A 21,234-nucleotide genomic window follows, 5' to 3' on the forward strand; every position below is an offset into this window, starting at 1 on the left:
GCTCAGAACTCCAGTGCTGGAACGTCGAGCCAACGGCGCTCTGCCCATGACTTCAATCCCAGTTCGGCGAGCTGGACGCCCTTGGCGCCTGCCTCCAGGCCGTAAGGCCACGGAGCATCTTCGGCGACATGGCGAAGGAACATTTCCCACTGCGCCTTGAAGCCGTTGTCGAACGACTGAGTATCCGGCACTTCGTCCCAGGTGTTGTAGAAATCGATCGTCTGCGGTTGATCAGGGTTCCAGACCGGCTTCGGCGTATTGACGCGATGCTGCGTCCAGCACTTGGTCAGTCCGGCGACCGCTGAGCCATGCGTGCCATCCACCTGGAATGTGACCAGATCGTCGCGGCGAACGCGCACGGCCCAGGACGAGTTGATATGGGCAACGACCCCGCCGTCCAGCTCGAACGTCGCATAGGCGGCATCGTCGGTGTCGCAATGGTAAGGCTTGCCCTGCTCATCGATGCGCGTGCCGATATGGGTTGCTCCCAGGCACGAAACGGCCTTCACCTCTCCGAAGAGATTGTCGAGGACGTAGCGCCAATGGCAGAGCATGTCGAGAATGATGCCGCCGCCATCGGCCTTGCGGTAGTTCCAGGAGGGCCGCTGGGCCGGAACGCCCCAGTCGCCTTCGAAGACCCAGTAGCCGAACTCGCCGCGCACGGAGAGTATCTTGCCGAAGAAGCCGGAATCGCGCAGGAGCGCCAGCTTGCGCAGGCCCGGCAGAAACAGCTTGTCCTGCACGACGCCGTGCTTGAGACCCGAAGCGCGCGCCTTTCTGGCGAGATCGATCGCCACCTGCAGGTCATCCGAGATCGGCTTTTCGCAGTAGACGTGCTTGCCGGCGTCCAACGCCCTCGAGAGCAGCTCGGCTCGCATCAAGGTCGTTCCGGCATCGAAGAAGATCTGGTCTGCAGGATTTGCCAGAGCCGCGTCGAGATCCGTGGACCAGCGCTTGATGTTGTGCTTGCGCGCCAGTTCTTCCATCTTGGCGCCATTGCGGCCGACGATGATCGGATCGATCTCAAGCTTCTCGCCAGACTTCAGCACCAATCCACCCTGATCGCGTATTGCCAGGATCGATCGGACGAGATGCTGGTTGTAGCCCATACGGCCTGTAACGCCGTGCAAAATAATCCCTAGACGAGCCATGTTTCTCTCCCTGCAAAAGCTTTGCGAGGCCGGTGGCGCATACTGCACGGCTCCTCCCGGCCAGTAACTAAACAGTTACTTGATGACAGACGAAAAGCGCGGCTGTCAATAGACAAAACCAAATTTCAGAAATCAGGCGGCGATGGAGGCTAGCGTCACGTGGACGATGTGGCGCTCCCAGGCATCCAGATTCTCGGGTGTGGCGAGCTCTCGGCCGAAGATCGTCGAGAGTGTGTATTGATTGGAAAGATAGAAATATCCGAGCGAAGCGATCGTCAGATAGACGTTCAACGGATCCGCGTTTTCGGCGAAGACACCTTCCGCCTTACCGCGGGCGATGACCTGAGAAAGCTCACCGATCAGGTGAGAATGAAGCTCCTTCAGCCGCACGGACTGGCGCAGCCAGCGTGCACGATGAAGGTTTTCGGTGCCGAGCAGGCTGAGGAATTCAGGGTGCTTGAGAAAATAACGCCAAGTGAACAGCGCCAGTTCGCCGATCCCCTCCTTCGGGCTGCGATCGCCGATATGCAATTCGCGCTCCGCCGTGCGGATGGCGACGTAGGCCTCCTCCAGCACGTGCAGGTAAAGCCGCTCCTTGTCTCCGAAATAGTGGTAGAGCATGCGTTTGTTGGTGCCTGCCCGCTCTGCAATCGCATCCACCCGGGCACCGCCCATGCCATTCTCGGCAAACTCTTTCGTTGCCGCCTCAAGGATCGCGGCGCGCGTCCGTTCCGGATCGCGTTGCAGCACACGCTCGGACGAGCGGCGCCTTGCCGTCTTCTTTTCCCCACTGCCGTCGGCGCTATCCATTGGCCCTACCTTCCTTTGATCCCCGCTGCGCTCATAATATTTCGCGATGATAATGTAAAAACGAATTCCACATGGAGCCCGCGACATCAGCGCTTGACAGGTTCGGTCCTTCTCCATAGCTTGTAACCAATTAGTTATTTGTTGCAAGAGAAACCAGCAAGGAGCGTGTGGAGGCGCTCCCCAAGGAGGAGGAAAAACAGATGACACTACGCGTAAACAGACGTCATTTTCTGGCGGGGGGAGCGACGCTTCTTTCGATGTCGGCCTTGGGGTCGGCTGCATTCGCTGCGGACGCTCGGCTGCGGCTTCTCTGGTGGGGATCGCAACCGCGCGCAGACCGCACCAACAAGGTATCCCAGCTTTACCAGACGAAGAACCCGGGCATCTCAATCACCGGGGAATTCCTGGGCTGGAACGATTATTGGCCGCGCCTCGCGACCCAGGTCGCCGGTCGCAACGCCCCCGACGTCATCCAGATGGACTATCGCTACATCGTCGAATACGCCCGGCGCGGCGCGCTGGCTCCGCTTGAGAGCTATATGCCCGCCAAGCTCAGCCTCGGCGATTTCGATCCCGCGCAGGTCGAGGGCGGCAGCGTTGATGGCCACCTTTACGGCGTCAGCCTCGGCGCCAATGCAGCGGCAACCGTTTTGAACACGACCGCTTTCAAGGAAGCCGGCGTCGATCTGCCCACGCAGGCGACCACCTGGGAAGAGTTCGGCAAGATTGGCGCCGAAATCACCAAGGCCGGCAAGCGCAAGGGCATGTTCGGCTTTGCCGACGGCAGCGGCAACGAGCCGCTTCTGGAAAATTACCTGCGCCAGCGCGGCAAGGCGCTCTATACGGCTGATTCCAAGATTGCGTTCGGCGTGGACGATGCATCGGAATGGTTCGACATGTGGAGCAAGTTCCGCGAAGCCGGAGCCTGCGTTCCGCCTGACGTTCAGGCTCTCTACAAGGACACGATCGACACCAGCCCCGTCACGCTCGGCAAGGCTGCCGCCGATTACGCGCACAGCAACCAGTTTGTCGGCTTCCAGGCGATCAGCAAGGATAAGCTGGCACTGACGAACTACATGCGTATCAAGCCGGATTCCAAGGGTGGCCACTACCGCAAGCCGTCCATGTTCTTCTCGGTTTCGTCGCAATCGAAGGTGCTCGATCAGGCCGTCGACTACGTCAACTTCTTCGTCACCAATCCCGATGCGGCCGTGGCGCTCGACGTCGAACGCGGCATCCCGGAATCGAAGGCGATGCGCGACGTCGTGGCCGCGAAGCTGGATGAGACCGGCAAGATCCCGCTTGAATATGTCAGCGGACTTGGCGACCTCGCCGGCAAGCTGCCCCCGCCGCCTCCATCAGGAGCCGGCGAAGGTCAGGTAACCCTCCGCACCATCTCCGAGCAGGTTGCCTTCGGCCAGCTTTCGGCGGGCGACGGTGCCAAGCAGCTTGTTGACGAAATCACGCGACTTCTCGCGCGGGGCTAGTGCAATGAGCAATGTGATGCGCGCGACCGCTGTCGAAAGCGGCAAGGGCGCGGCAGCCGAGGGGCGTTTCAAACGCCTCTGGGCTGCCAATGCACCCGGATATCTTTTTCTCCTGCCGTGGCTCATCGGCTTCTTCGGGCTGACGCTCGGACCAGCCCTGATCTCGCTCTACCTGTCATTCACCGACTTCGACATGATCAGGTCGCCGGAGTGGGTGGGCTCAGCGAACTACGTGCGCATCGCAACCGCCGATCCCAAGTTCGCTGCCGCGATGCGGGTCACACTGACCTATGTGGTTCTGTCCGTTCCGTTCAAGCTGACCTTTGCGTTGCTTGTCGCGATGGCGCTCAACAAGGGCGTTCGCGGCCTCCCGTTCTATCGTGCGATCTTCTACCTTCCGTCATTGCTCGGCGGCAGTGTTGCCATCGCCGTTCTCTGGCGGCAGCTGTTTGCCGGTGACGGCCTCGTCAATGCCGCGCTTGCGCAGGTCGGCATACAGGGTCCGAGCTGGATCTCGCATCCGAGCTATTCCATCTACACGCTGGTGGCGCTCAGCGTCTGGCAGTTCGGCTCTCCGATGATCATCTTCCTTGCCGGGCTGCGCCAGATTCCGACCGACATGTATGAGGCTGCCAGCCTCGACGGCGCCTCGAAATTCCGGCAGTTCTACAAGATCACCCTGCCGCTGCTGACGCCCGTCATTTTCTTCAATGCGGTGGTCCAGACGATCGACGCCTTCAAGGCCTTTACGCCGGCCTTCATCATCTCCGGCGGATCCGGCGGGCCAATCAATTCGACGCTGTTCTACACGCTCTACCTCTATCAGGAGGCTTTCGGGAACTTCCGCATGGGCTACGCCTCGGCGCTCGCCTGGATCCTGGTGCTCATCATTGCCGTGTTCACCACCTTCTCGTTCCTGTCCTCGCGCTACTGGGTACACTACGATGACTAACGGTATCACCACCGCCGTCTCGGCACCGCCCTCCGACATCACCAAGCGCAGCCGGCCAGCGTCGATCATCATCCATACACTGCTGATCCTCGCCTCGCTTTTGATGCTCTATCCGTTGCTTTGGATGGTCTCGGCCTCGGTCAGGCCGGAAAGCGAGATCTTCTCGTCGACGTCGCTGATTCCGTCGTCGATCGACTTTTCATCCTATCTTCGCGGGTGGGTCGGTCTCGACGTCACGTTCGGCCGCTTCTTCTGGAATTCGCTCGTCATCTCCGTGCTGACGGTCATCGGTAACGTGGTCGCCTGTTCGCTGGCCGCCTACGCCTTTGCCCGTCTGCGCTTCGCAGGCCGGAACTTCTGGTTCGCGATCATGCTCGGCACGCTGATGATCCCGTACCACGTGACGCTGATCCCGCAGTACGTGCTGTTCCTCAACCTCGGCTGGGTCAACACCATCCTGCCGCTGGTCGTACCGAAGTTCCTGGCAAGTGATGCCTTCTTCATCTTCCTGATGGTGCAGTTCTTCCGCGGCATCCCGCGCGAACTTGACGAAGCAGCGATGATGGATGGCTGCAGCGCCTGGCGCATCTACTGGAAGATCATGCTGCCGCTGTCGCTCCCGGTTCTGGCGACGGCCGCGATTTTCTCCTTCATCTGGACCTGGGACGACTTCTTCGGGCCGCTGATCTACCTCAACGACATGAACACCTACACGATCCAGCTTGGTCTTCGCACATTCGTCGACTCCACCAGTGCATCCGATTGGGGCGGGTTGTTCGCCATGTCCACGCTGACGCTCGTGCCGGTCTTCTTCTTCTTCCTGTTCTTCCAGCGACTGCTCATCGACGGCATCGCCACGACAGGCATGAAGCGTTGATGGCTACGACACCGGATGAATGACATGACCATCAAGACAGTTGCGATCATCGGGTGCGGCATCGGCCGTTCCCACATCGTCGAAGGCTACCTGCCGCATCCGGACAAGTTCAGGGTGGTGACGCTCTGCGACCTGAACGAGGAGCGATTGAAGGAAGTCGGCGACGAGTTCGGCATCGAAAAGCGCACGACGTCATTTGCCGAGGTTCTCGCGGATGACGGCATCGATATCGTCGACATCTGCACGCCGCCGGGGATCCATCTTGAACAAGTGATCGCCGCGCTGGCCTCCGGCAAGCACGTCATCTGCGAGAAGCCGCTGACGGGTTCGCTTGCCGGTGTCGACCAGATCATGGAAGCGGAAAAGACCGCCAAAGGCGTGCTGATGCCGATCTTCCAGTATCGCTACGGCGACGGCGTCGAAAAGGCAAAGCGCATCATCGAGGCCGGCATCGCAGGCAAGCCCTACATGGGGTCCGTCGAGACCTTCTGGCTGCGAACCGCCGAGTATTATTCGGTCCCCTGGCGTGGAAAGTGGGCGACCGAGCTCGGCGGCGTGCTGGTAACGCATGCGCTGCATCTGCACGACATGCTGCTGCATCTCATGGGGCCGGCTGCGAAGGTCTTCGGCCGGGTCATGACCCGCGTCAACGACATCGAGGTCGAGGACTGCGCATCGGCCAGCCTGCTGATGGAGAGCGGCGCGTTCGTTTCACTGTCCTGCACCTTGGGTTCGCAGGAGCAGATCAGCCGCCTTCGACTGCACTTCGAGAACGTCACATTCGAAAGCAACCACGAACCCTATTCGCCGGGCAAAGATCCCTGGAGGATCATTGCCGCGAATGATGACGTGCAGGCGAAGATCGACGCCATCATCGGCGACTGGCAGCCGGTCGCCCCGCGTTTCACGACGCAGATGGAGCATTTTCATGCCTATCTCAGTGGTCGCAGCCCACTGCCGGTGACCACCGGCGATGCGCGGCGCGCATTGGAACTCGTCACGGCGATCTACCAATCATCCGACAGCGGCAGCGAAGTTGTTCTGCCGGTTGGACCGGATAGCCCCAAATACGCCGATTGGCGCGCAAGAACGAAATAACGGACCAGAGAGGAATTTGAGAGATGGCAACGAGCGTCGTTCTTCAGAAGGTCGAAAAGCGCTATGGCGCGCTGGATGTCATTCACGGCATCGATCTTAAAATCGAACCAGGCGAATTCGTGGTTTTCGTCGGCCCGTCGGGCTGCGGAAAGTCCACGCTGCTGCGCATGATTGCGGGGCTGGAAGAGATCACCGGCGGCGCCCTGATGCTCGACAACGAGCGGATGAACGAAGTGGCGCCAGCCAAGCGTGGCATCGCCATGGTGTTCCAGTCCTATGCGCTCTATCCTCACATGTCGGTCTACAAGAACCTCGCCTTCGGGCTTGAAACGGCGGGCTACAAGAAGGCGGACATCCAGCCGAAGGTGAAGCGCGCGGCCGAGATTCTCCAGATCGAGAAGCTCTTGGAGCGTAAGCCGAAAGCGCTTTCGGGCGGGCAGCGCCAGCGCGTGGCGATCGGACGCGCCATCGTGCGTGAACCCCGGATCTTCCTCTTTGACGAGCCGCTGTCCAACCTCGATGCCGAGCTGCGCGTGCAGATGCGCGTCGAGATTTCCCGGCTTCATCGGAGCCTCGGCAACACGATGATCTACGTCACGCACGATCAGGTCGAAGCGATGACGATGGCCGACAAGATCGTGGTGCTCAATTCCGGCCGTATCGAGCAGGTCGGCGCGCCGCTCGATCTCTACAACAATCCGGCAAACCGCTTTGTCGCCGGCTTCATCGGCAGCCCGAAGATGAACTTCCTGCAGGGTCGGATCGAAACGACGGGCGATGCAGACATGACGATCAACGTCTGCGGCAATTCCGTACGCCTACCACGGCGCCTGAAGGCAGAAGCGGGCCAGAGCGTCACCTTCGGCATTCGCCCAGAGCACCTCTCCGTTCTCGACACAGGCGGCATCGCGCTTGCGACCGTCAACGTCGACCTCGTCGAAAACCTCGGCGGCGCAACCATGCTCTACACGACGACGCCAGACAATCAGCAACTGACGGTCGCGCTCGATGGGCAGCAGAAGGTGGAACGCGGCACCAATGTGAAGGCCTCCTTCGACCCGGCCCGCTGTCACGTCTTCGACGCCTCGGGGGCCGCTATCTAGCACGCTTGACAGCGCTCCCCCTTCTGGCCAAGATTTCAATAGGATAGGCCACCAGGGGGAAATCGTGACGCCTGAAGATCGGATACGCTCGCTTGGCATCTGGCACGGTCCGATCGACATCACGCCTATCACCGGCGGCATCACCAACCGGAACTATCTGGTGCGCGACCGCACGACGCGACGCGTGGTGAGGCTGGGTGAGGATATCCCGGTTCACCACATCATCCGGCAGAACGAGCTTGCCGCAAGCCAGGCCGCCCACGCGGCTGGGCTATCGCCCGAGGTGGTGCATCATGCGCCGGGTATCCTCGTCCTGGATTATATCGAGGCCAAGGCGCTTTCGCCCGATGACATCAGGAACGCCGAGACGCTGGCGCGCGTGATTCCGCTGGTGCGCGCCTGTCACTATGATATCGCCCGTGAGTTCCGTGGTGCGGCAGCGATCTTCTGGGTGTTTCATGTCATCCGCGATTACATCGCCAACCTGGACGCGGCAAACAGCCCCTACCGCCCGTTGTTTCCCAGCCTGCTGGCGCAAGCCGAGAGGCTGGAAGCGGCGGCAGGTCCCTTCGAGATCGCCTTCGGTCACAACGACATGCTGGCCGCGAACTTTCTCGACGACGGCAAGCGGCTGTGGCTGATCGACTGGGATTATGCCGGCTTCAACACGCCGCTGTTCGACCTCGGCGGCCTTGCATCCAACAACGAGCTTGCCGACGACGCGGAGCGATCGTTGCTTGAGGCTTACTATCAGCGATCGCTCACACCCGATCTCTGGCAACGATACCGCGCCATGAAATGCGCTTCGTTGCTGCGCGAAATGCTCTGGAGCATGGTTTCTGAAATACACTCCACCATAGACTTCGACTATGTCGGCTATACCGCAGAAAACCGCGCGCGTTTCGAGCGCGCCTATGACGCTTTCGAACAGGACACTGCATGACCAAGGAATTGCCCAAGACCGCAAAGGTCGTCGTCATCGGTGGTGGCATCATCGGCTGCTCGACCGCATATCATCTCGGTAAGCTCGGCTGGACGGACACCGTGCTGCTCGAGCGCAAGAAGCTGACCTCCGGTACCACCTTTCACGCCGCCGGCCTCGTCGGGCAGCTACGCACCAGCGCCAACATCACGCAGCTGCTCGGTTACTCCGTCGAGCTCTATAAAACACTGGAGGCAGAGACCGGGCTCGGCACCGGCTGGAAGATGAATGGCGGCCTACGCCTCGCGTGCAACGAGGAACGCTGGACGGAGGTGAAGCGGCAGGCGACGACGGCGCAATCCTTCGGCCTCGACATGCAGCTGCTGACGCCGCAGGAGGCCTTCGATTTCTGGCCGCTGATGACGATCGACGACCTCGTCGGCGCCGCTTACCTCCCGACCGACGGTCAGGCCAACCCTTCCGATATCACCCAGGCGCTGGCGCGTGGTGCGCGCATGTCCGGCGTCTCCATCTTCGAAGACACCGAGGTGATCGATCTCGAGATCGACAAGGGAAAGATCCGCGCCGTCATCACCGGGCATGGCCGCATCGAGTGTGAGCGCGTTGTCGTCTGCGCCGGCCAGTGGACGAGGAGCTTTGCGGCGCGTTTCGGTGTCAACGTGCCACTGGTTTCCGTCGAGCATCAATACATCATCACCGAATCCTTCGGCGTTCCCTCCAATCTGCCGACGCTGCGTGATCCCGATCGACTGACCTATTACAAGGAGGAGGTCGGCGGCATCGTCATGGGCGGCTACGAGCCGAACCCGATTGCCTGGGCAAAGGACGGCATTCCGGAGGGATTCCACCACACGCTGCTCGACAGCAATTTCGACCACTTCGAGCAGATCATGGAGCAGGCGCTCGGCCGTGTGCCCGCATTGGAGAATGTCGGCGTCAAGCAGCTGCTGAATGGGCCGGAGAGCTTTACGCCGGATGGCAACTTCATCCTCGGCGAGGCGCCGGAGCTGAAGAACTTCTTCGTCGGCGCCGGTTTCAATGCGTTCGGCATCGCTTCGGGCGGCGGCGCCGGCATGGCGCTGGCCGAATGGGTGGCCAAAGGCGAACCGCCTTACGATCTCTGGCCGGTGGACATTCGCCGGTTCGGCCGCCCGCATTTCGACACCGACTGGGTGCGCACACGCACGCTCGAGGCCTATGGCAAGCACTACACACTCGCCTTTCCCTTCGAGGAATATGCGAGCGGAAGGCCTTGCCGCCGGTCCCCGCTCTACGACCGGCTTAAGGCACAGGGCGCCTGCTTCGGCGAAAAACTCGGCTGGGAGCGCCCGAACTGGTTTGCGGATCTTTTCGCCAATGAAGAGCCGAAGGACATCTATAGCTACAACAGGCAGAACTGGTTCGACGCCGTCGGGCGTGAGCATCGGGCCGTGCGCGAGGCTGCCGTCATCTTCGACCAGACATCCTTTGCAAAGTTCGCGCTCAAGGGTCGCGATGCGGAAGCCGCGTTGTCCTGGATCGCTTCCAACGACGTTGCCAAGCCGGTGGGGTCGCTCATCTACACGCAGATGCTGAACGACAAGGGCGGGATCGAATGCGACCTGACCTGCGCCCGCATTGCCGAGGATGAATATTACATCGTCACCGGCACCGGTTTCGCGACCCATGATTTCGATTGGATCGCACGCAATATTCCTGAGGATATGCATGCCGAACTGGTCGACGTGACCTCCGCCTATTCCGTCCTTTCGCTCATGGGGCCGAATGCCCGGGCGGTGCTGGAGAAGGTGACGAATAGCGATGTTTCCAACGCCGGCTTCCCCTTCGGACGGGTGAAGACGATCGGCATCGCCGGCTGCCCGGTTCGGGCACTGCGCATCACCTATGTCGGCGAACTCGGCTACGAGCTGCATGTTCCGGTCGAATATGCGACGGCGGTCTACGATGCGCTGATGGCTGCGGGAGGCGAGTTTCATCTGACCAATGCGGGCTACCGCGCAATCGAGAGCTGCCGGCTCGAAAAGGGCTATCGCGCCTGGGGCTCCGACATCGGGCCGGATCACACCCCGATCGAAGCGGGGCTCGGCTGGGCGGTGAAGACCAGGAAAGCCACGCCCTTCCGTGGGCGCGAGATGATCGAGCGGCAGCTGGCGTCGGGCGTCAAGAAGATGCTCGCCTGCTTCGTGCCCGACGATCCGGAGGTCGTTCTGCTCGGTCGCGAAACGATTTACCGCGATGGCAAGCGAGTCGGCTGGCTTTCCAGCGGCGGCTTCGGCTACACCATCGGCAAGCCGATCGGATATGGCTATGTGCGCAATCCGGAAGGGGTGACCGAAGATTTCGTGCTGTCAGGCACTTACGAACTCGACGTCGCCCGGGAACGTGTTCCCTGCCGTGTGTCATTGAAGCCGCTTTATGATCCTGAGATGAAGCGGATCAAAGCGTAGCTGCAGGCAGCTTTACCCGAGCTGGTGTCTGCGCTCTACCGAGCGCGGACCTTCCAGCGTCTTGGGTCCCGGTGGCCTCGAACACCTGGAACCCTTGTTTACGGACCCCGGATCAGTGGCAGCCTGTTATCCTGGATGAGGATCTCGAGCTTGTTGGCCACATCTTCAGACCATGCGACATTCCTGGTCAACGCGGGAGGAAACAAGCCCGGCAGTGTAAAGAGCGCCGCCGAGACTGCGCCGCCGTTACGCGGCACATTGGCAAGCAGGGCGGCAATCTCGCCAGCACGCGGATCGCGGAGCTCATAGGTTTGGCCGTTCCTGTCGATGCCGAGCGCATAGCGCATCCAGGCGGCGACGGCGATCGCGTAGGTTTCCGCCCTACTGCCATTGGCGAGCGCTTCCGTCGCCGGTTCCAACAGGCGCTGCGGCAGTTTCTGGGTGCCGTCCATGGCGATCTGGTAGGTGCGATGGGCGATGGCCTTGTTTGCAAAGCGGGCTATCAGCTCGTCCGCGTAGGCTTCGAGATCGATGCCGGGAACCGGATCGAGCGTGGCCGCCGCGGCGTTCATCTGGCGACGCGCAAGACCGGCAAGGCCAGCATCGTCCATCACATCCCGAATGAATTCATAGCCGCCTATGTAGCCGAGATAGGCGAGAAGCGAATGCGCTCCGTTCAGCATGCGAAGCTTCATCTTCTCATAGGCGGAGACGTCCTCGACCATCAGGGCGCCGGCCTTCTCCCATTGCGGGCGGTCGTTGACGAAATGGTCCTCGATCACCCACTGCGCGAAAGGTTCGGTCTCGATCGCGGCAAGATCCGTCCGGCCGGTCAGCGTTTCGGCGTCGCGATAGGTCGCTTCCGTGCTGGCCGGGGTGATGCGGTCGACCATGGTTGAGGGAAACGGTACGTTTTGTTCGATCCACTGCCGTAGCGACGGATCGACGCGCTCCGCGAAATCAACCACCAGCCGTTTCAGCACGGCACCGTTGCTCGGCAGGTTGTCGCAGCTGAGCGCCGTAAAGGGCACAATACCCTTCGCGCGCCGGCGTGACAGGCCCTCGACGAGATAACCGATGACGCCACGTGGCGCATGCGGATTGGCCAGATCGGCGGCGACATCGGGGTGATTGAGATCGAGACCGCCGCTCGCCGCGTCAAAGCCATAGGCCTTTTCGGTCACGGTCAGGCTGACGATCCGGATCGCGGGATCTTCTAGCCGCTGAAGGAGATCGCCAGGATTGCGCGTCGCGACATGCGCACGAAGAATGGGCCCGATGATCTCGGCCTTCGTGTCCGAGGTATCGCGAACCAGCATCGAATAAAGACCGTTCTGCTGGTTCAAGTGATCGGCGACATCAGCGGAGCGCAGGCTTGCCACCTCTATTCCCCAATCACCGCCGGCCGCGGCGAGTGCGGCATCGGTGAACGGCGCGAAGTGCGCGCGGAAGAAGGCACCAGGCCCGAGGTGCAGGATGCCGGCCTTCAGCAGATTGCGGTCATAGTCGGGAAGCTTGGCGGTCGGCGCAAGGCCTACAAGGCTCGTCAGTCGTTCGGTCACAGCTTGTAGGCCTTCTTCGCGTTGCCATAGGAAAGTTCGCCGGCAACGATCTCGGCGTCCTTGCGGGAGATGCGGTGCTCCGCCGTCAGCTGTCCGAGGAAGCCGCAGACCTCGCGGCGCCAGACATCGTGACGCGCGGGAATCGACAGCAACGCCCTCGTATCGTCGTTGAACCCGGCCATGTTGGCGAAGCCAGCCGTCTCGACCACCTGATCGAGATAGCGGCGGATGCCGGCAGGGCTGTCGAGGAACCACCACGGCGGACCGATCATCAGGCAGGGCCAATGGCCCGCCATTGGCGCCAGCTCGCGGGCATAGGTGGTTTCATCGAGGGTGAAGAGCAGGACGCGCAGACCCGGCGCGTGGCCATATTTCGACAGCAGCGCTGAGAGACCGCCAACCCAGTCCGTCGGCCCCGGAATATCGGCGCCCATGTTCGGGCCGCGCGTCCGAAACAGCTCGCGATCGGTGTTGCGGCGCGATCCGGCGTGGATCTGCATCGTCATGCCATCTTCGGCGGACAGGCCCGCCATCTCGGTCATCATCTGGCCGCGGAAGAGTTCGGCCTCATCGGCGCTCAATGTGCCCTTGTGCGCCTTGTCGAGCAGCCTTTGCTTATCGGCCAGCGGCAGATCTGCGGTAAAGGCCGTCGGTACGCCATGATCGGTCGCGGTTGCACCGTATTGGCGGAAATAAGCGCGGCGCTTGCGGTGTGCGTCGATCAGGCCATCCCACTTCGTCACATCGGAGTCCGTGAGTTCGCCAAGGCGGATGAGATTGTCGCGGAAGCCGACAGCATCGGGATCGGTGACGCTGTCAGGACGATAGGTGGTGCGAACGCGGCCGATCCAGCCATCGGCCGCGAGCTTCTGGTGGTGCACCAGCGGGTCGAGCGCGCCTTCCGTGGTGGCGATCGTCTCAATGCCGAAGCGCTTGTGCAGGGCGCGCGGACGAAACTCCGGACGCGCCAGCTGTGCGTTGATGTGATCGTAGAGGGTATCGGCGTTCTCGGGCGTCAGCGGCTCGGTGCAGCCGAGGACTGCGGACATCGCATGGTCGACCCACAGGCTCGACGGCGTGCCACGAAAGAGATGATAATGGGCCGCAAAAGCGCGCCAGATCGCGCGGCCGGCAGCCACCGGCTTTCCGTCTAGCCTCGGCACGCCGAGATCGTCAAGCGAAACACCGACACTGTGCAGCATCCGGAAGAGATAGTGATCGGGAATGACCAGCAGCGACGATGCGTCCTCGAACGGCTTGTCATCGGCAAACCAGGAAGGCTCGGTGTGGCCGTGGGGGCTTACGATCGGGAGGCCACGGACAGTCTCATAGAGGTCCCGCGCGATCGTGCGAGTCGTCGGATCGGCCGGAAAAAGCCGGTCCGGATGAAGAAAGCCATTACCAACATCCATCAGATTTCCTCCCTGAGGATTACCGCCCTACCCTACAACAAAAGACGCGGCAAGGGCTTTTAGTAACCAAACGGTTCACTTTGTGATACGTTTGGCATCGACCTCGAAACGATTGACGGCGCGGCCTATTTCCGCTTTCGAGAGGGCCGAAGAAGATCGGTTGCGGCAAGGAGAATCCGATGTCCGACGAGACGAACCGCCTCACCCAGCTTGAAGAGATCATTGCCCATCAGACGAAGACTATCGAGGAGCTCTCCGATCAGTTGGCAGAGCAGTGGAAGGTCGTCGAACAGACCCGCGCCAAGCTCGATCGGCTGGCGGAACGCTTTCTCTCGCTGGAAGAACAATCGCTGGAAGCGCCCGCAATCACGCGGCCGCCACACTACTGACCCTTGTCCGGGGCAGTCGGGATCCCTATAATATGGTCGTGAGGACGACCTCCCCCTTATGGGCATAAAACTCGGGACGACCCGACCATCCCATAGGGGTTATACATGCGATCGACCGCAGACCGTATCCGTCACGCTATCAGCTTCGAAATTATCGGCTTGGCGCTCATCACGCCGCTCGGCGCCTTGGCATTCGGCATGCCGATGGCCGACATCGGCGTGATCGGCGTTGCGAGCGCCACGATCGCGACCGGCTGGAACTATCTCTACAATCTCGGTTTCGACCATCTCATGCAGCGCCTGACCGGCGGCACGCAAAAGACTGTCGCCATCCGGGTCGCCCATGCCGCGCTGTTCGAAGGCGGATTGCTGCTTGTCCTGCTGCCGCTGATCGCCTGGTATCTCGGCGTCAGCCTGCTGCAGGCCCTGATGATGGACGTATCGTTCGCCCTTTTCTACATGGTGTATGCCTTCGTCTTCAATTGGGTTTACGACCGCGTTTTCCCGTTGCCGGACTGGCAGATAGCGGCGGATGCGTCTCAAGGCTAACGCTTCCAACGAAAAATGGGACCGCCGTTTCCGGCGATCCCATTGATTGGCAAGCAAGGCGCCTGATGCTCAGACGTTGCCCATGCAGAGATACTTCATTTCCAGATAGTCATCGGCGCCGTGACGCGAGCCTTCGCGGCCGAGGCCCGACTGCTTGATGCCGCCGAACGGGGCGGTTTCCGTCGACATCAGGCCGGTGTTGATGCCCACCATACCGTACTCCAGCGCTTCTGCGACCCGCCAGACCTTCTTCATGTCGCCGGCAAAGAAGTAGGCTGCCAGGCCGAACTCGGTATCGTTCGCCTGCTGGATCACATCTTCGACGGTGTCGAAGCGGAAGAGCGGCGCCACCGGACCGAAGGTTTCCTCGCGCGCCACCTTCATGCCGCGCGTGACACCAGTCAGGACGGTCGGCGTGAAGAATGTGCCCGCACCGTCGATACGCTTGCCGCCGGTCAGGACCTTCGCGCCCTTGGAGACAGCGTCGGTAACATGACCCTCGACCTTCGCAAGCCCCTGCGCATCGATGAGCGGGCCGATCGTCACACCTGCCTTGAACCCATCGCCGACCGACATCTCCTCGACCTTCGCTGCCAGCTTGGCGGCGAAGGCGTCATAGACGCCAGACTGCACATAGAGGCGGTTAGCGCAGACGCAGGTCTGGCCCGCGTTGCGGTACTTCGAGGCAAGTGCGCCCTCGACGGCGGCGTCGAGATCGGCATCGTCAAAGACGATGAAGGGCGCGTTGCCGCCGAGCTCGAGGCTGACCTTCTTGATCTGGTCAGCGCACTGGCGCATCAGGATGCGACCAACTTCCGTCGAACCGGTGAAGCTGATCTTACGGACCTTGTCGTTGCCGCAGAGCTCCTTGCCGATCGCCGGGCCGTCCTGGCCGATGATGACGTTGAAGACACCGGCGGGAATGCCTGCCTGCTCCGCGAGAACGGCAAGCGCCAGTGCCGAAAGCGGCGTCTGTTCGGCCGGCTTGGAAACCACCGTGCAGCCGACGGCCAGCGCCGGGGCGATCTTGCGCGTGATCATCGCCGCCGGGAAGTTCCAGGGCGTGATCGTTCCGACGACGCCCACGGGCTGCTTGATGACGATCATGCGCTTGTCGTTCGACGGCGCGGGAATGGTCTCGCCGTAGATGCGCTTTGCTTCCTCGGCATACCATTCGACGTAGGCGGCGGCATAGAGGATTTCACCCCGTGCTTCGGCAAAGGGCTTGCCCATTTCGGCCGTCAGGATGGCAGCCAGCTCATCGGCATTGGCGACCATCAGATCGAACCACTTGCGCAAGATGTTGGCGCGTTCCTTGGCCGGACGGGCGGCCCAGCCAGGCTGCGCGGCGTAGGCGGCGTCGATCGCCTCCCTGGTTTCAGCGGCGCCCATGTCCGGCAGCGATGCCAGCACTTCGCCGGTCGCGGGGTTCAGGACGTCGAAGGTTTCGGTCGCGCTGCCCGCCGTCCAGACGCCGTTGATGTAGCCGGCGTCGCGAAGGAACGGAGAGGAGAAGCGAACGTGTTTTGTCAGTGCAGTCGTGAATGCCATGTCATGTACTCCAGAGGCACGGGTCGGCGAGTGCCGGCTTACTTGCCGGCGCTTGCTTCCAGAATCGAGGCTTCAAGAATGTCGAGTGCCTCGCCAAAGACGTTGTCCTGAATGGTGATCGGAGCCAGGAAACGGATGACGTTGCCGTGGACACCGCAGGTGAGCAGGATGAGGCCCTTTTCAAGAGCGATCAGGCGCACCTTGTTTGCGAAATCGGCGCTCGGCAGCTTCGTCGTCTTGTCGTTGAACTCGACGGCATTCATGAAGCCGGGACCACGGATATCGACAATCTCCGGCACCTTCTCGCGCAGCGATTCCAGGCGCTGCTTGAGCCGGCCGCCGAGCTGGTTGGCGCGGCCGCAGAGATCCTCGTCCTTGATCACATCAAGAACGGCATGAGCGGCGGCGATGCCGAGCGGATTGCCGCCATAGGTACCGCCGAGGCCGCCTGGGCCTGGCGCATCCATGATTTCGGCACGACCGGTGACGGCTGCAAGCGGGAAGCCGCCAGCCAGGCTCTTTGCCATCGTGATCAGGTCCGGCGCGACTTCATGGTGATCCATGGCGAACATCTTGCCGGTGCGCGCAAAGCCGGTCTGGACCTCATCGGCGATGAGCAGGATGCCGTGCTGGTCACACAGCTCGCGCAGCGCTTTCATGAAGGAAACGGGCGCCGGATAGAAACCGCCTTCGCCCTGCACAGGCTCGATGATGATCGCGGCGACGCGCTGCGGGTCGACGTCGGCGGCAAACAGCTTCTTCAGAGCGGTCAGCGACTGGTCGGCAGTGACACCGTGGAGCTCGACGGGGAACGGGATATGGAAGACATCGCCCGGCATCGCGCCAAAGCCAACCTTGTAGGGGACGACCTTGCCGGTCAATGCCATGCCCATGAAGGTACGGCCATGGAAGCCGCCACCGAAGGCGATGACAGCGGAACGGCCGGTGGCAGCGCGGGCAATCTTGACGGCGTTTTCGACGGCTTCAGCGCCGGTCGTGACGAAAATTGTCTTCTTTTCAAAATTACCGGGCGTCAGTGCGTTGAGGCGCTCAGCAAGATGCACATAGCTTTCGTAGGGCACGACCTGATGGCAGGTGTGGGTGAAATGATCGAGCTGGTCCTTTACCGCAGCAATCACGCGCGGATGGCGATGGCCGGTGTTGAGAACGGCGATGCCAGCTGCAAAGTCGATATAGCGGCGGCCTTCCTTGTCCCAGATCTCGGAATTCTCGGCGCGGTCGGCATAGATCTGCGTGGTCATGCCAACACCACGGGAAATGGCGGCATTCTTGCGGTCTGTGAGGGTGGTCGCGGTCATCTTTGCGTTCCTGCGTTAGAGAATCCGGAATTATCTTGCATAACTTCTGCAAGACTTATAGAAAATACCTACATTTTTTCTGCAAGAACGCAAGCGTCATTTTCCGCTTCAAACCGCTGGCGTTTTCAGCAATGGTTCACGGCAAAAAAACAGCGGGACCTTTCCCCGCCAAAGACAACGAAACCAGGAATATTGGCTTATGAACAACGAGGCGCCCGTGCGCTACAAGGTGGCCGAGGCTGCGAAACTGGCAGGCGTCTCCGCCTCGACACTGCGCCTATGGGAAAGCCAAGGCCTTGTCGTCCCGAGCCGCTCGGATACCGGCCACCGGCAATATAGCGCCGAGGACGTGGCGCGACTGAAGCGGATTTCATTCTACCGGGTGGAACGCGGCCTCAACCCGGCAGCAATCCGCGAGGCGCTGGAGAGCGAAGAGCCTTCGGATCTCTCCGAAACAAGCGTGATTTCGGACATCGGGCGACGGTTGCGCAGCTTGAGGCACGCTGGCAGTAAAACCTTGGACCAGGTCGCAGGCGACATGGGCATCACCGCTTCGACGCTCTCCACGCTGGAGCGGACATCACAGGGTGTCAGTTTCAAGACGCTGCATGACCTTGCCGAATATTACGGAACGACCGTCTCGCGCCTGTCCGGCGAAGACACTGACGACCTGCCGGGCGTCGTTCGCGCTGGCGAGTGGCGCGCCTGGCCGGAAACGACGCCGGGGGTCACCGTGCAGCTGCTTGCCGAGGGCCGCACCATGATGGACTGCCACAGGTTCGTGCTGGCACCTGGCGCTGCCAGCGAAGGCGCCTACCGCCACGATGGCGAGGAGTTCATGCACGTGCTCTCCGGGCGTCTCGAGCTGGTGCTCGATTCCGATCAGTTTTTCGACCTCGGCCCGGGGGACTCGCTCTACTTCGAAAGCCGTCGTTATCACTCCTGGCGCAATCGCCATGACGGTGAGACGATTCTCATCTGGATCAACACTCCGCCGACGTTCTGACGTCCAAAGCGGTATCGCCCAGTCCGACTTTGCGCTATAGCGCCACAATAGCATTTGAACGAAAGACGAGACCGATGGCGGCCACCATACGTTATCACGAAGGCGATATCTCCGCGGCCGATGCCGGCCGCTACACCGGCGCAATCGCGATCGATACCGAGACGCTCGGGCTGGTGCCGCGACGCGACCGTCTCTGCGTCGTGCAGCTTTCGCCGGGCGACGGATCGGCCGATGTCATCCGCATCGCCTCCGGCCAGAAGGATGCTCCCAACCTCGTGGCGTTGCTCGCCGATACCGGACGTCAGAAGATCTTCCACTACGGCCGCTTCGACATTGCCGTGTTGTTTCACACCTTCGGCGTGACCGCGCAGCCAGTCTTTTGCACCAAGATCGCCTCCCGACTCTGCCGCACCTATACGGACCGGCACGGCCTTAAGGACAATCTGAAAGAGATGCTGGACGTCGACGTCTCAAAGGCACAGCAGTCGTCGGACTGGGCGGCGGCGACCCTGTCCCAGGCGCAGCTCGAATACGCGGCTTCGGATGTGCTCTATCTCCACGCGCTGCGTGACAAGCTGACCGCCCGCCTCGTGCGCGATGGCCGCATGGAGCACGCGACAGCCTGCTTTGAATTCCTGCCGACCCGCGCGAAACTCGACCTGCTTGGATGGGACGAGACGGACATCTTCGCCCACAGCTAGCGTTCCTGCTGCTCTGTCGAAATCGAAACCGGGCGCGGCCTCCGCGCGCCGGCGATTAGCAATTTCTTAAGACAGCTTAATTAAGATACTCATCAATTTTTAAGCATTCGACGACGCGATGCAGCGTCACACAGGCGGGAGGACCTGCCGGAATGCGAGGGGCCCGATGAGCGCGGCTCTCCTGTAACCTGCTTTTCACAGCATTTTACGATGGAAGGAGCATGCCATGTTGACTCCGGTTCGTGCAGCGTCAAATGCAAGTTTTTCGGCTCAGGGACAGAGCGCGTCCCTAAATGCCGACAGCCTGGTGCGCGCCGCAACGGCGATTGCACCGGTTCAACAAGTCGAAACGACGGATTTGAATTCGGCGATCGCAGGCAGGCTGAGCATTCTGCTGCTCGCTGTCCGCGAACGGATGGTGGAGGCACTGCTCGACGCTCTCAAGACGACCGGCGATGCTCTTGTCGTGCCGCGTGATGATGCGGAGACCAATCTTGTCTTTGCCTCACGCCTCGCCGAGGCCATCCAGAAGCTTCCGGCATCGAAGATTGCGCAGATCGAACGGCAGCTTGTCGCGCAAGGTCACGATATCCCGGTGCGCCTTCTTGTCGAGGCGCTCAAGAATCCGACCGGCCCGGAAGCCGCTCGTGTTGTCGCCTATCTCGAAACCATGCGCTACAAGGACCGCGATCTCGTAGCGCGGGCCGTCAACCGTTCCTATGGCCAGAATGACGCCGCGCCGCGCCAGGAACAACGTGCGGAAATCAGTATCCAGCGAGAGAACCTTCCCGCCACCAACAAAGCAACGGTCCCGGCGCAGAGCGAACGCGCGAGCGAGACGCCGGCAAAGACCACAATCGCGGCGGCGGCCACCAGCGACATTAAGTCGGCTGAAAAGCCCGTGTCGACCGGTCAGGCGGCCAACGCCGCAGATGCCCGCCTGGGCGCGAAGATTTCGACCGCTATCATGAAGGAAGGGCAGCAGCCCCCCGAGGCGAACAGTGCCGCCTTCAAACCGGAAGATGCCGATCGCATCATTGCCGACACCGCTGGAAGCACAGCGCCGATAGAACCGGAACCAGCGCCGGTGGCAGCGAAGGCTGATCCCGTCATCCCGAAGAGCTGGGCCGGCATTCCCGCCTCCTTGTCGGAGGACGCAACGGATATGATCGTTGCTATCATCCGCGATCAGGAGAGCGAGACCTTGCTGGAGGCGGCCGATATCGATCCCGCAGTGGACATCGACGTCATTCTCGATGACGCCCTGATTGGCGACATTCCCGACGAGCTGATCCGGCCATCCGATCAGCCGGTATTGCAGGCAGTGGTTGCCCGTCAGGCGTCTCCGCTCACGGCCCAACCGGCGTTGGATGCGGCGGCGATCAATGCAGCCGCGAACCGACAGACAACGCACGAAGCAGATCCGCGCCCCGCTGATGCGCCGACGATCGACATGGCCTACGCGCCCGTGCTGATGAAGATCGTCGAAGGCGTGCCGTATGCGCCGCAGCCCTATCAGTTCGCCAAGGATGAGGCGGACGATAGCGGCTCCAGGGAAATGCACCGGGAAGACCACGACGCCGGACCACAATCCGACGAGCAGGAAGACGAAGGCGATTCCGACGCTCCGGCGGATGGTGCTGCAGACGAGCCGGCGATGATGCTTGCAGATGCCGACGATGTTCCCCCACCGATCGCGCCACGGAACGATACGTCGATGCAGCTTCTTCCGGCACCAGGCCTCGCCATGCCGCCGGTGGCCGAGGAGGCCTATGCCCTTTACCGCCGCATGGTCGGCTGGGAATAAATCGGCTTTCAACGAACCAAAACAAAGAACCCGCCGGATCGCTCCGGCGGGTTCTTTCATTCTTCAAGCC

General features: G+C 61.4%; 18 protein-coding genes. 12 read left to right on the forward strand and 6 right to left on the reverse strand.

Annotation, left to right across the window (positions count from 1 at the left end):
• Window positions 1-2 precede the first annotated feature (2 nt).
• Together QTL94_RS04275 and QTL94_RS04280 are read right to left on the reverse strand one after the other, a co-directional pair.
• Window positions 3-1,151 carry a Gfo/Idh/MocA family protein gene (locus QTL94_RS04275; protein WP_289800707.1) on the reverse strand — a complete coding sequence of 383 codons (1,149 nt, stop codon included), beginning with the start codon at window positions 1,149-1,151 and terminating at the stop codon, window positions 3-5.
• Window positions 1,152-1,283: 132 nt separating this feature from the next.
• Window positions 1,284-1,961, reverse strand: a complete 678-nt coding sequence (locus QTL94_RS04280; RefSeq protein WP_113520587.1) for a TetR/AcrR family transcriptional regulator — start codon at window positions 1,959-1,961, stop codon at window positions 1,284-1,286.
• Between the two features lie 200 nt (window positions 1,962-2,161).
• Between QTL94_RS04280 and QTL94_RS04285 the strand changes: the two genes are divergently transcribed.
• From QTL94_RS04285 to QTL94_RS04315, 7 genes are all read left to right on the forward strand, one after another.
• The gene (locus QTL94_RS04285; RefSeq protein WP_289800708.1) at window positions 2,162-3,448 is read left to right on the forward strand and encodes an ABC transporter substrate-binding protein; all 1,287 of its coding nucleotides are present in this window, start codon (window positions 2,162-2,164) and stop codon (window positions 3,446-3,448) included.
• A 4-nt stretch (window positions 3,449-3,452) separates the two neighbouring features.
• A complete protein-coding gene (locus QTL94_RS04290; RefSeq protein WP_289800709.1) occupies window positions 3,453-4,400 on the forward strand; it encodes a carbohydrate ABC transporter permease in 948 nt (315 codons plus the stop codon).
• Window positions 4,393-5,277 carry a carbohydrate ABC transporter permease gene (locus QTL94_RS04295; RefSeq protein ID WP_289800710.1) on the forward strand — a complete coding sequence of 295 codons (885 nt, stop codon included), beginning with the start codon at window positions 4,393-4,395 and terminating at the stop codon, window positions 5,275-5,277. Before QTL94_RS04290 ends, QTL94_RS04295 begins: the two co-directional genes overlap by 8 nt.
• Window positions 5,278-5,301: 24 nt before the next feature.
• Window positions 5,302-6,375, forward strand: coding sequence for a Gfo/Idh/MocA family protein (locus tag QTL94_RS04300; protein ID WP_289800711.1), 1,074 nt, complete (start codon window positions 5,302-5,304; stop codon window positions 6,373-6,375).
• A 23-nt stretch (window positions 6,376-6,398) separates the two neighbouring features.
• Window positions 6,399-7,478, forward strand: coding sequence for an ABC transporter ATP-binding protein (locus QTL94_RS04305; protein ID WP_289800712.1), 1,080 nt, complete (start codon window positions 6,399-6,401; stop codon window positions 7,476-7,478).
• Between the two features lie 64 nt (window positions 7,479-7,542).
• Entirely contained in the window at window positions 7,543-8,421 is an 879-nt protein-coding gene (locus QTL94_RS04310; RefSeq protein ID WP_065691467.1) for a choline/ethanolamine kinase family protein, read from the forward strand.
• A complete protein-coding gene (locus tag QTL94_RS04315; protein WP_065691468.1) occupies window positions 8,418-10,868 on the forward strand; it encodes a GcvT family protein in 2,451 nt (816 codons plus the stop codon). Before QTL94_RS04310 ends, QTL94_RS04315 begins: the two co-directional genes overlap by 4 nt.
• Window positions 10,869-10,966: 98 nt before the next feature.
• On the opposite strand, the gene QTL94_RS04320 is transcribed toward QTL94_RS04315, so the two are convergent.
• On the reverse strand, window positions 10,967-12,430 hold the full coding sequence (locus QTL94_RS04320; RefSeq protein ID WP_065691469.1) for a mannitol dehydrogenase family protein: 1,464 nt from the start codon (window positions 12,428-12,430) through the stop codon (window positions 10,967-10,969).
• Window positions 12,427-13,842, reverse strand: a complete 1,416-nt coding sequence (gene uxaC, locus QTL94_RS04325) for a glucuronate isomerase (protein WP_065691470.1) — start codon at window positions 13,840-13,842, stop codon at window positions 12,427-12,429. Before uxaC ends, QTL94_RS04320 begins: the two co-directional genes overlap by 4 nt.
• A 179-nt stretch (window positions 13,843-14,021) precedes the next feature.
• Here uxaC and QTL94_RS04330 point away from each other — a divergent pair, with 179 nt between their 5' ends.
• Both QTL94_RS04330 and QTL94_RS04335 read left to right on the forward strand, forming a co-directional pair.
• A complete protein-coding gene (locus tag QTL94_RS04330) occupies window positions 14,022-14,231 on the forward strand; it encodes a SlyX family protein (RefSeq protein ID WP_065691471.1) in 210 nt (69 codons plus the stop codon).
• Between the two features lie 105 nt (window positions 14,232-14,336).
• A complete protein-coding gene (locus tag QTL94_RS04335; protein ID WP_289800713.1) occupies window positions 14,337-14,780 on the forward strand; it encodes a PACE efflux transporter in 444 nt (147 codons plus the stop codon).
• Between the two features lie 69 nt (window positions 14,781-14,849).
• Here QTL94_RS04335 and QTL94_RS04340 read toward each other — a convergent pair whose 3' ends face one another.
• Window positions 14,850-16,331, reverse strand: a complete 1,482-nt coding sequence (locus tag QTL94_RS04340; RefSeq protein ID WP_289800714.1) for an NAD-dependent succinate-semialdehyde dehydrogenase — start codon at window positions 16,329-16,331, stop codon at window positions 14,850-14,852.
• A 38-nt stretch (window positions 16,332-16,369) separates the two neighbouring features.
• Complete coding sequence (locus QTL94_RS04345; protein ID WP_289800715.1) at window positions 16,370-17,650, reverse strand: 4-aminobutyrate--2-oxoglutarate transaminase; 1,281 nt, start codon at window positions 17,648-17,650, stop codon at window positions 16,370-16,372.
• A gap of 199 nt (window positions 17,651-17,849) precedes the next feature.
• On the opposite strand from QTL94_RS04345, the gene QTL94_RS04350 reads away from it, so the two are divergent.
• The 3 genes from QTL94_RS04350 (at window position 17,850) to QTL94_RS04360 (ending at window position 21,164) form a co-directional block, all read left to right on the forward strand.
• Window positions 17,850-18,656: a MerR family transcriptional regulator gene (locus QTL94_RS04350; RefSeq protein WP_289800716.1), complete on the forward strand. Its 807-nt coding sequence runs from the start codon at window positions 17,850-17,852 to the stop codon at window positions 18,654-18,656.
• Window positions 18,657-18,730: 74 nt separating this feature from the next.
• Entirely contained in the window at window positions 18,731-19,357 is a 627-nt protein-coding gene (locus QTL94_RS04355) for a ribonuclease D (protein WP_289800717.1), read from the forward strand.
• A gap of 226 nt (window positions 19,358-19,583) precedes the next feature.
• Window positions 19,584-21,164, forward strand: a complete 1,581-nt coding sequence (locus QTL94_RS04360; RefSeq protein ID WP_289800718.1) for a hypothetical protein — start codon at window positions 19,584-19,586, stop codon at window positions 21,162-21,164.
• Window positions 21,165-21,234: the final 70 nt, after the last annotated feature.

The sequence above is a fragment of the Rhizobium sp. S96 genome (genome assembly GCF_030382195.1).
In the GTDB taxonomy this organism is placed as follows: Bacteria; Pseudomonadota; Alphaproteobacteria; order Rhizobiales; family Rhizobiaceae; genus Rhizobium.

What these genes read in the sequence shown, in the direction of transcription:
- QTL94_RS04275 (WP_289800707.1), bottom strand. Translation starts at nt 1,151, where the DNA reads ATGGCTCGTCTAGGGATTATTTTGCACGGCGTTACAGGCCGTATGGGC.
- QTL94_RS04280 (WP_113520587.1), bottom strand. Translation starts at nt 1,961, where the DNA reads ATGGATAGCGCCGACGGCAGTGGGGAAAAGAAGACGGCAAGGCGCCGC.
- QTL94_RS04285 (WP_289800708.1), top strand. Translation starts at nt 2,162, where the DNA reads ATGACACTACGCGTAAACAGACGTCATTTTCTGGCGGGGGGAGCGACG.
- QTL94_RS04290 (WP_289800709.1), top strand. Translation starts at nt 3,453, where the DNA reads ATGAGCAATGTGATGCGCGCGACCGCTGTCGAAAGCGGCAAGGGCGCG.
- QTL94_RS04295 (WP_289800710.1), top strand. Translation starts at nt 4,393, where the DNA reads ATGACTAACGGTATCACCACCGCCGTCTCGGCACCGCCCTCCGACATC.
- QTL94_RS04300 (WP_289800711.1), top strand. Translation starts at nt 5,302, where the DNA reads ATGACCATCAAGACAGTTGCGATCATCGGGTGCGGCATCGGCCGTTCC.
- QTL94_RS04305 (WP_289800712.1), top strand. Translation starts at nt 6,399, where the DNA reads ATGGCAACGAGCGTCGTTCTTCAGAAGGTCGAAAAGCGCTATGGCGCG.
- QTL94_RS04315 (WP_065691468.1), top strand. Translation starts at nt 8,418, where the DNA reads ATGACCAAGGAATTGCCCAAGACCGCAAAGGTCGTCGTCATCGGTGGT.
- uxaC (WP_065691470.1), bottom strand. Translation starts at nt 13,842, where the DNA reads ATGGATGTTGGTAATGGCTTTCTTCATCCGGACCGGCTTTTTCCGGCC.
- QTL94_RS04330 (WP_065691471.1), top strand. Translation starts at nt 14,022, where the DNA reads ATGTCCGACGAGACGAACCGCCTCACCCAGCTTGAAGAGATCATTGCC.
- QTL94_RS04335 (WP_289800713.1), top strand. Translation starts at nt 14,337, where the DNA reads ATGCGATCGACCGCAGACCGTATCCGTCACGCTATCAGCTTCGAAATT.
- QTL94_RS04340 (WP_289800714.1), bottom strand. Translation starts at nt 16,331, where the DNA reads ATGGCATTCACGACTGCACTGACAAAACACGTTCGCTTCTCCTCTCCG.
- QTL94_RS04345 (WP_289800715.1), bottom strand. Translation starts at nt 17,650, where the DNA reads ATGACCGCGACCACCCTCACAGACCGCAAGAATGCCGCCATTTCCCGT.
- QTL94_RS04350 (WP_289800716.1), top strand. Translation starts at nt 17,850, where the DNA reads ATGAACAACGAGGCGCCCGTGCGCTACAAGGTGGCCGAGGCTGCGAAA.
- QTL94_RS04355 (WP_289800717.1), top strand. Translation starts at nt 18,731, where the DNA reads ATGGCGGCCACCATACGTTATCACGAAGGCGATATCTCCGCGGCCGAT.
- QTL94_RS04360 (WP_289800718.1), top strand. Translation starts at nt 19,584, where the DNA reads ATGTTGACTCCGGTTCGTGCAGCGTCAAATGCAAGTTTTTCGGCTCAG.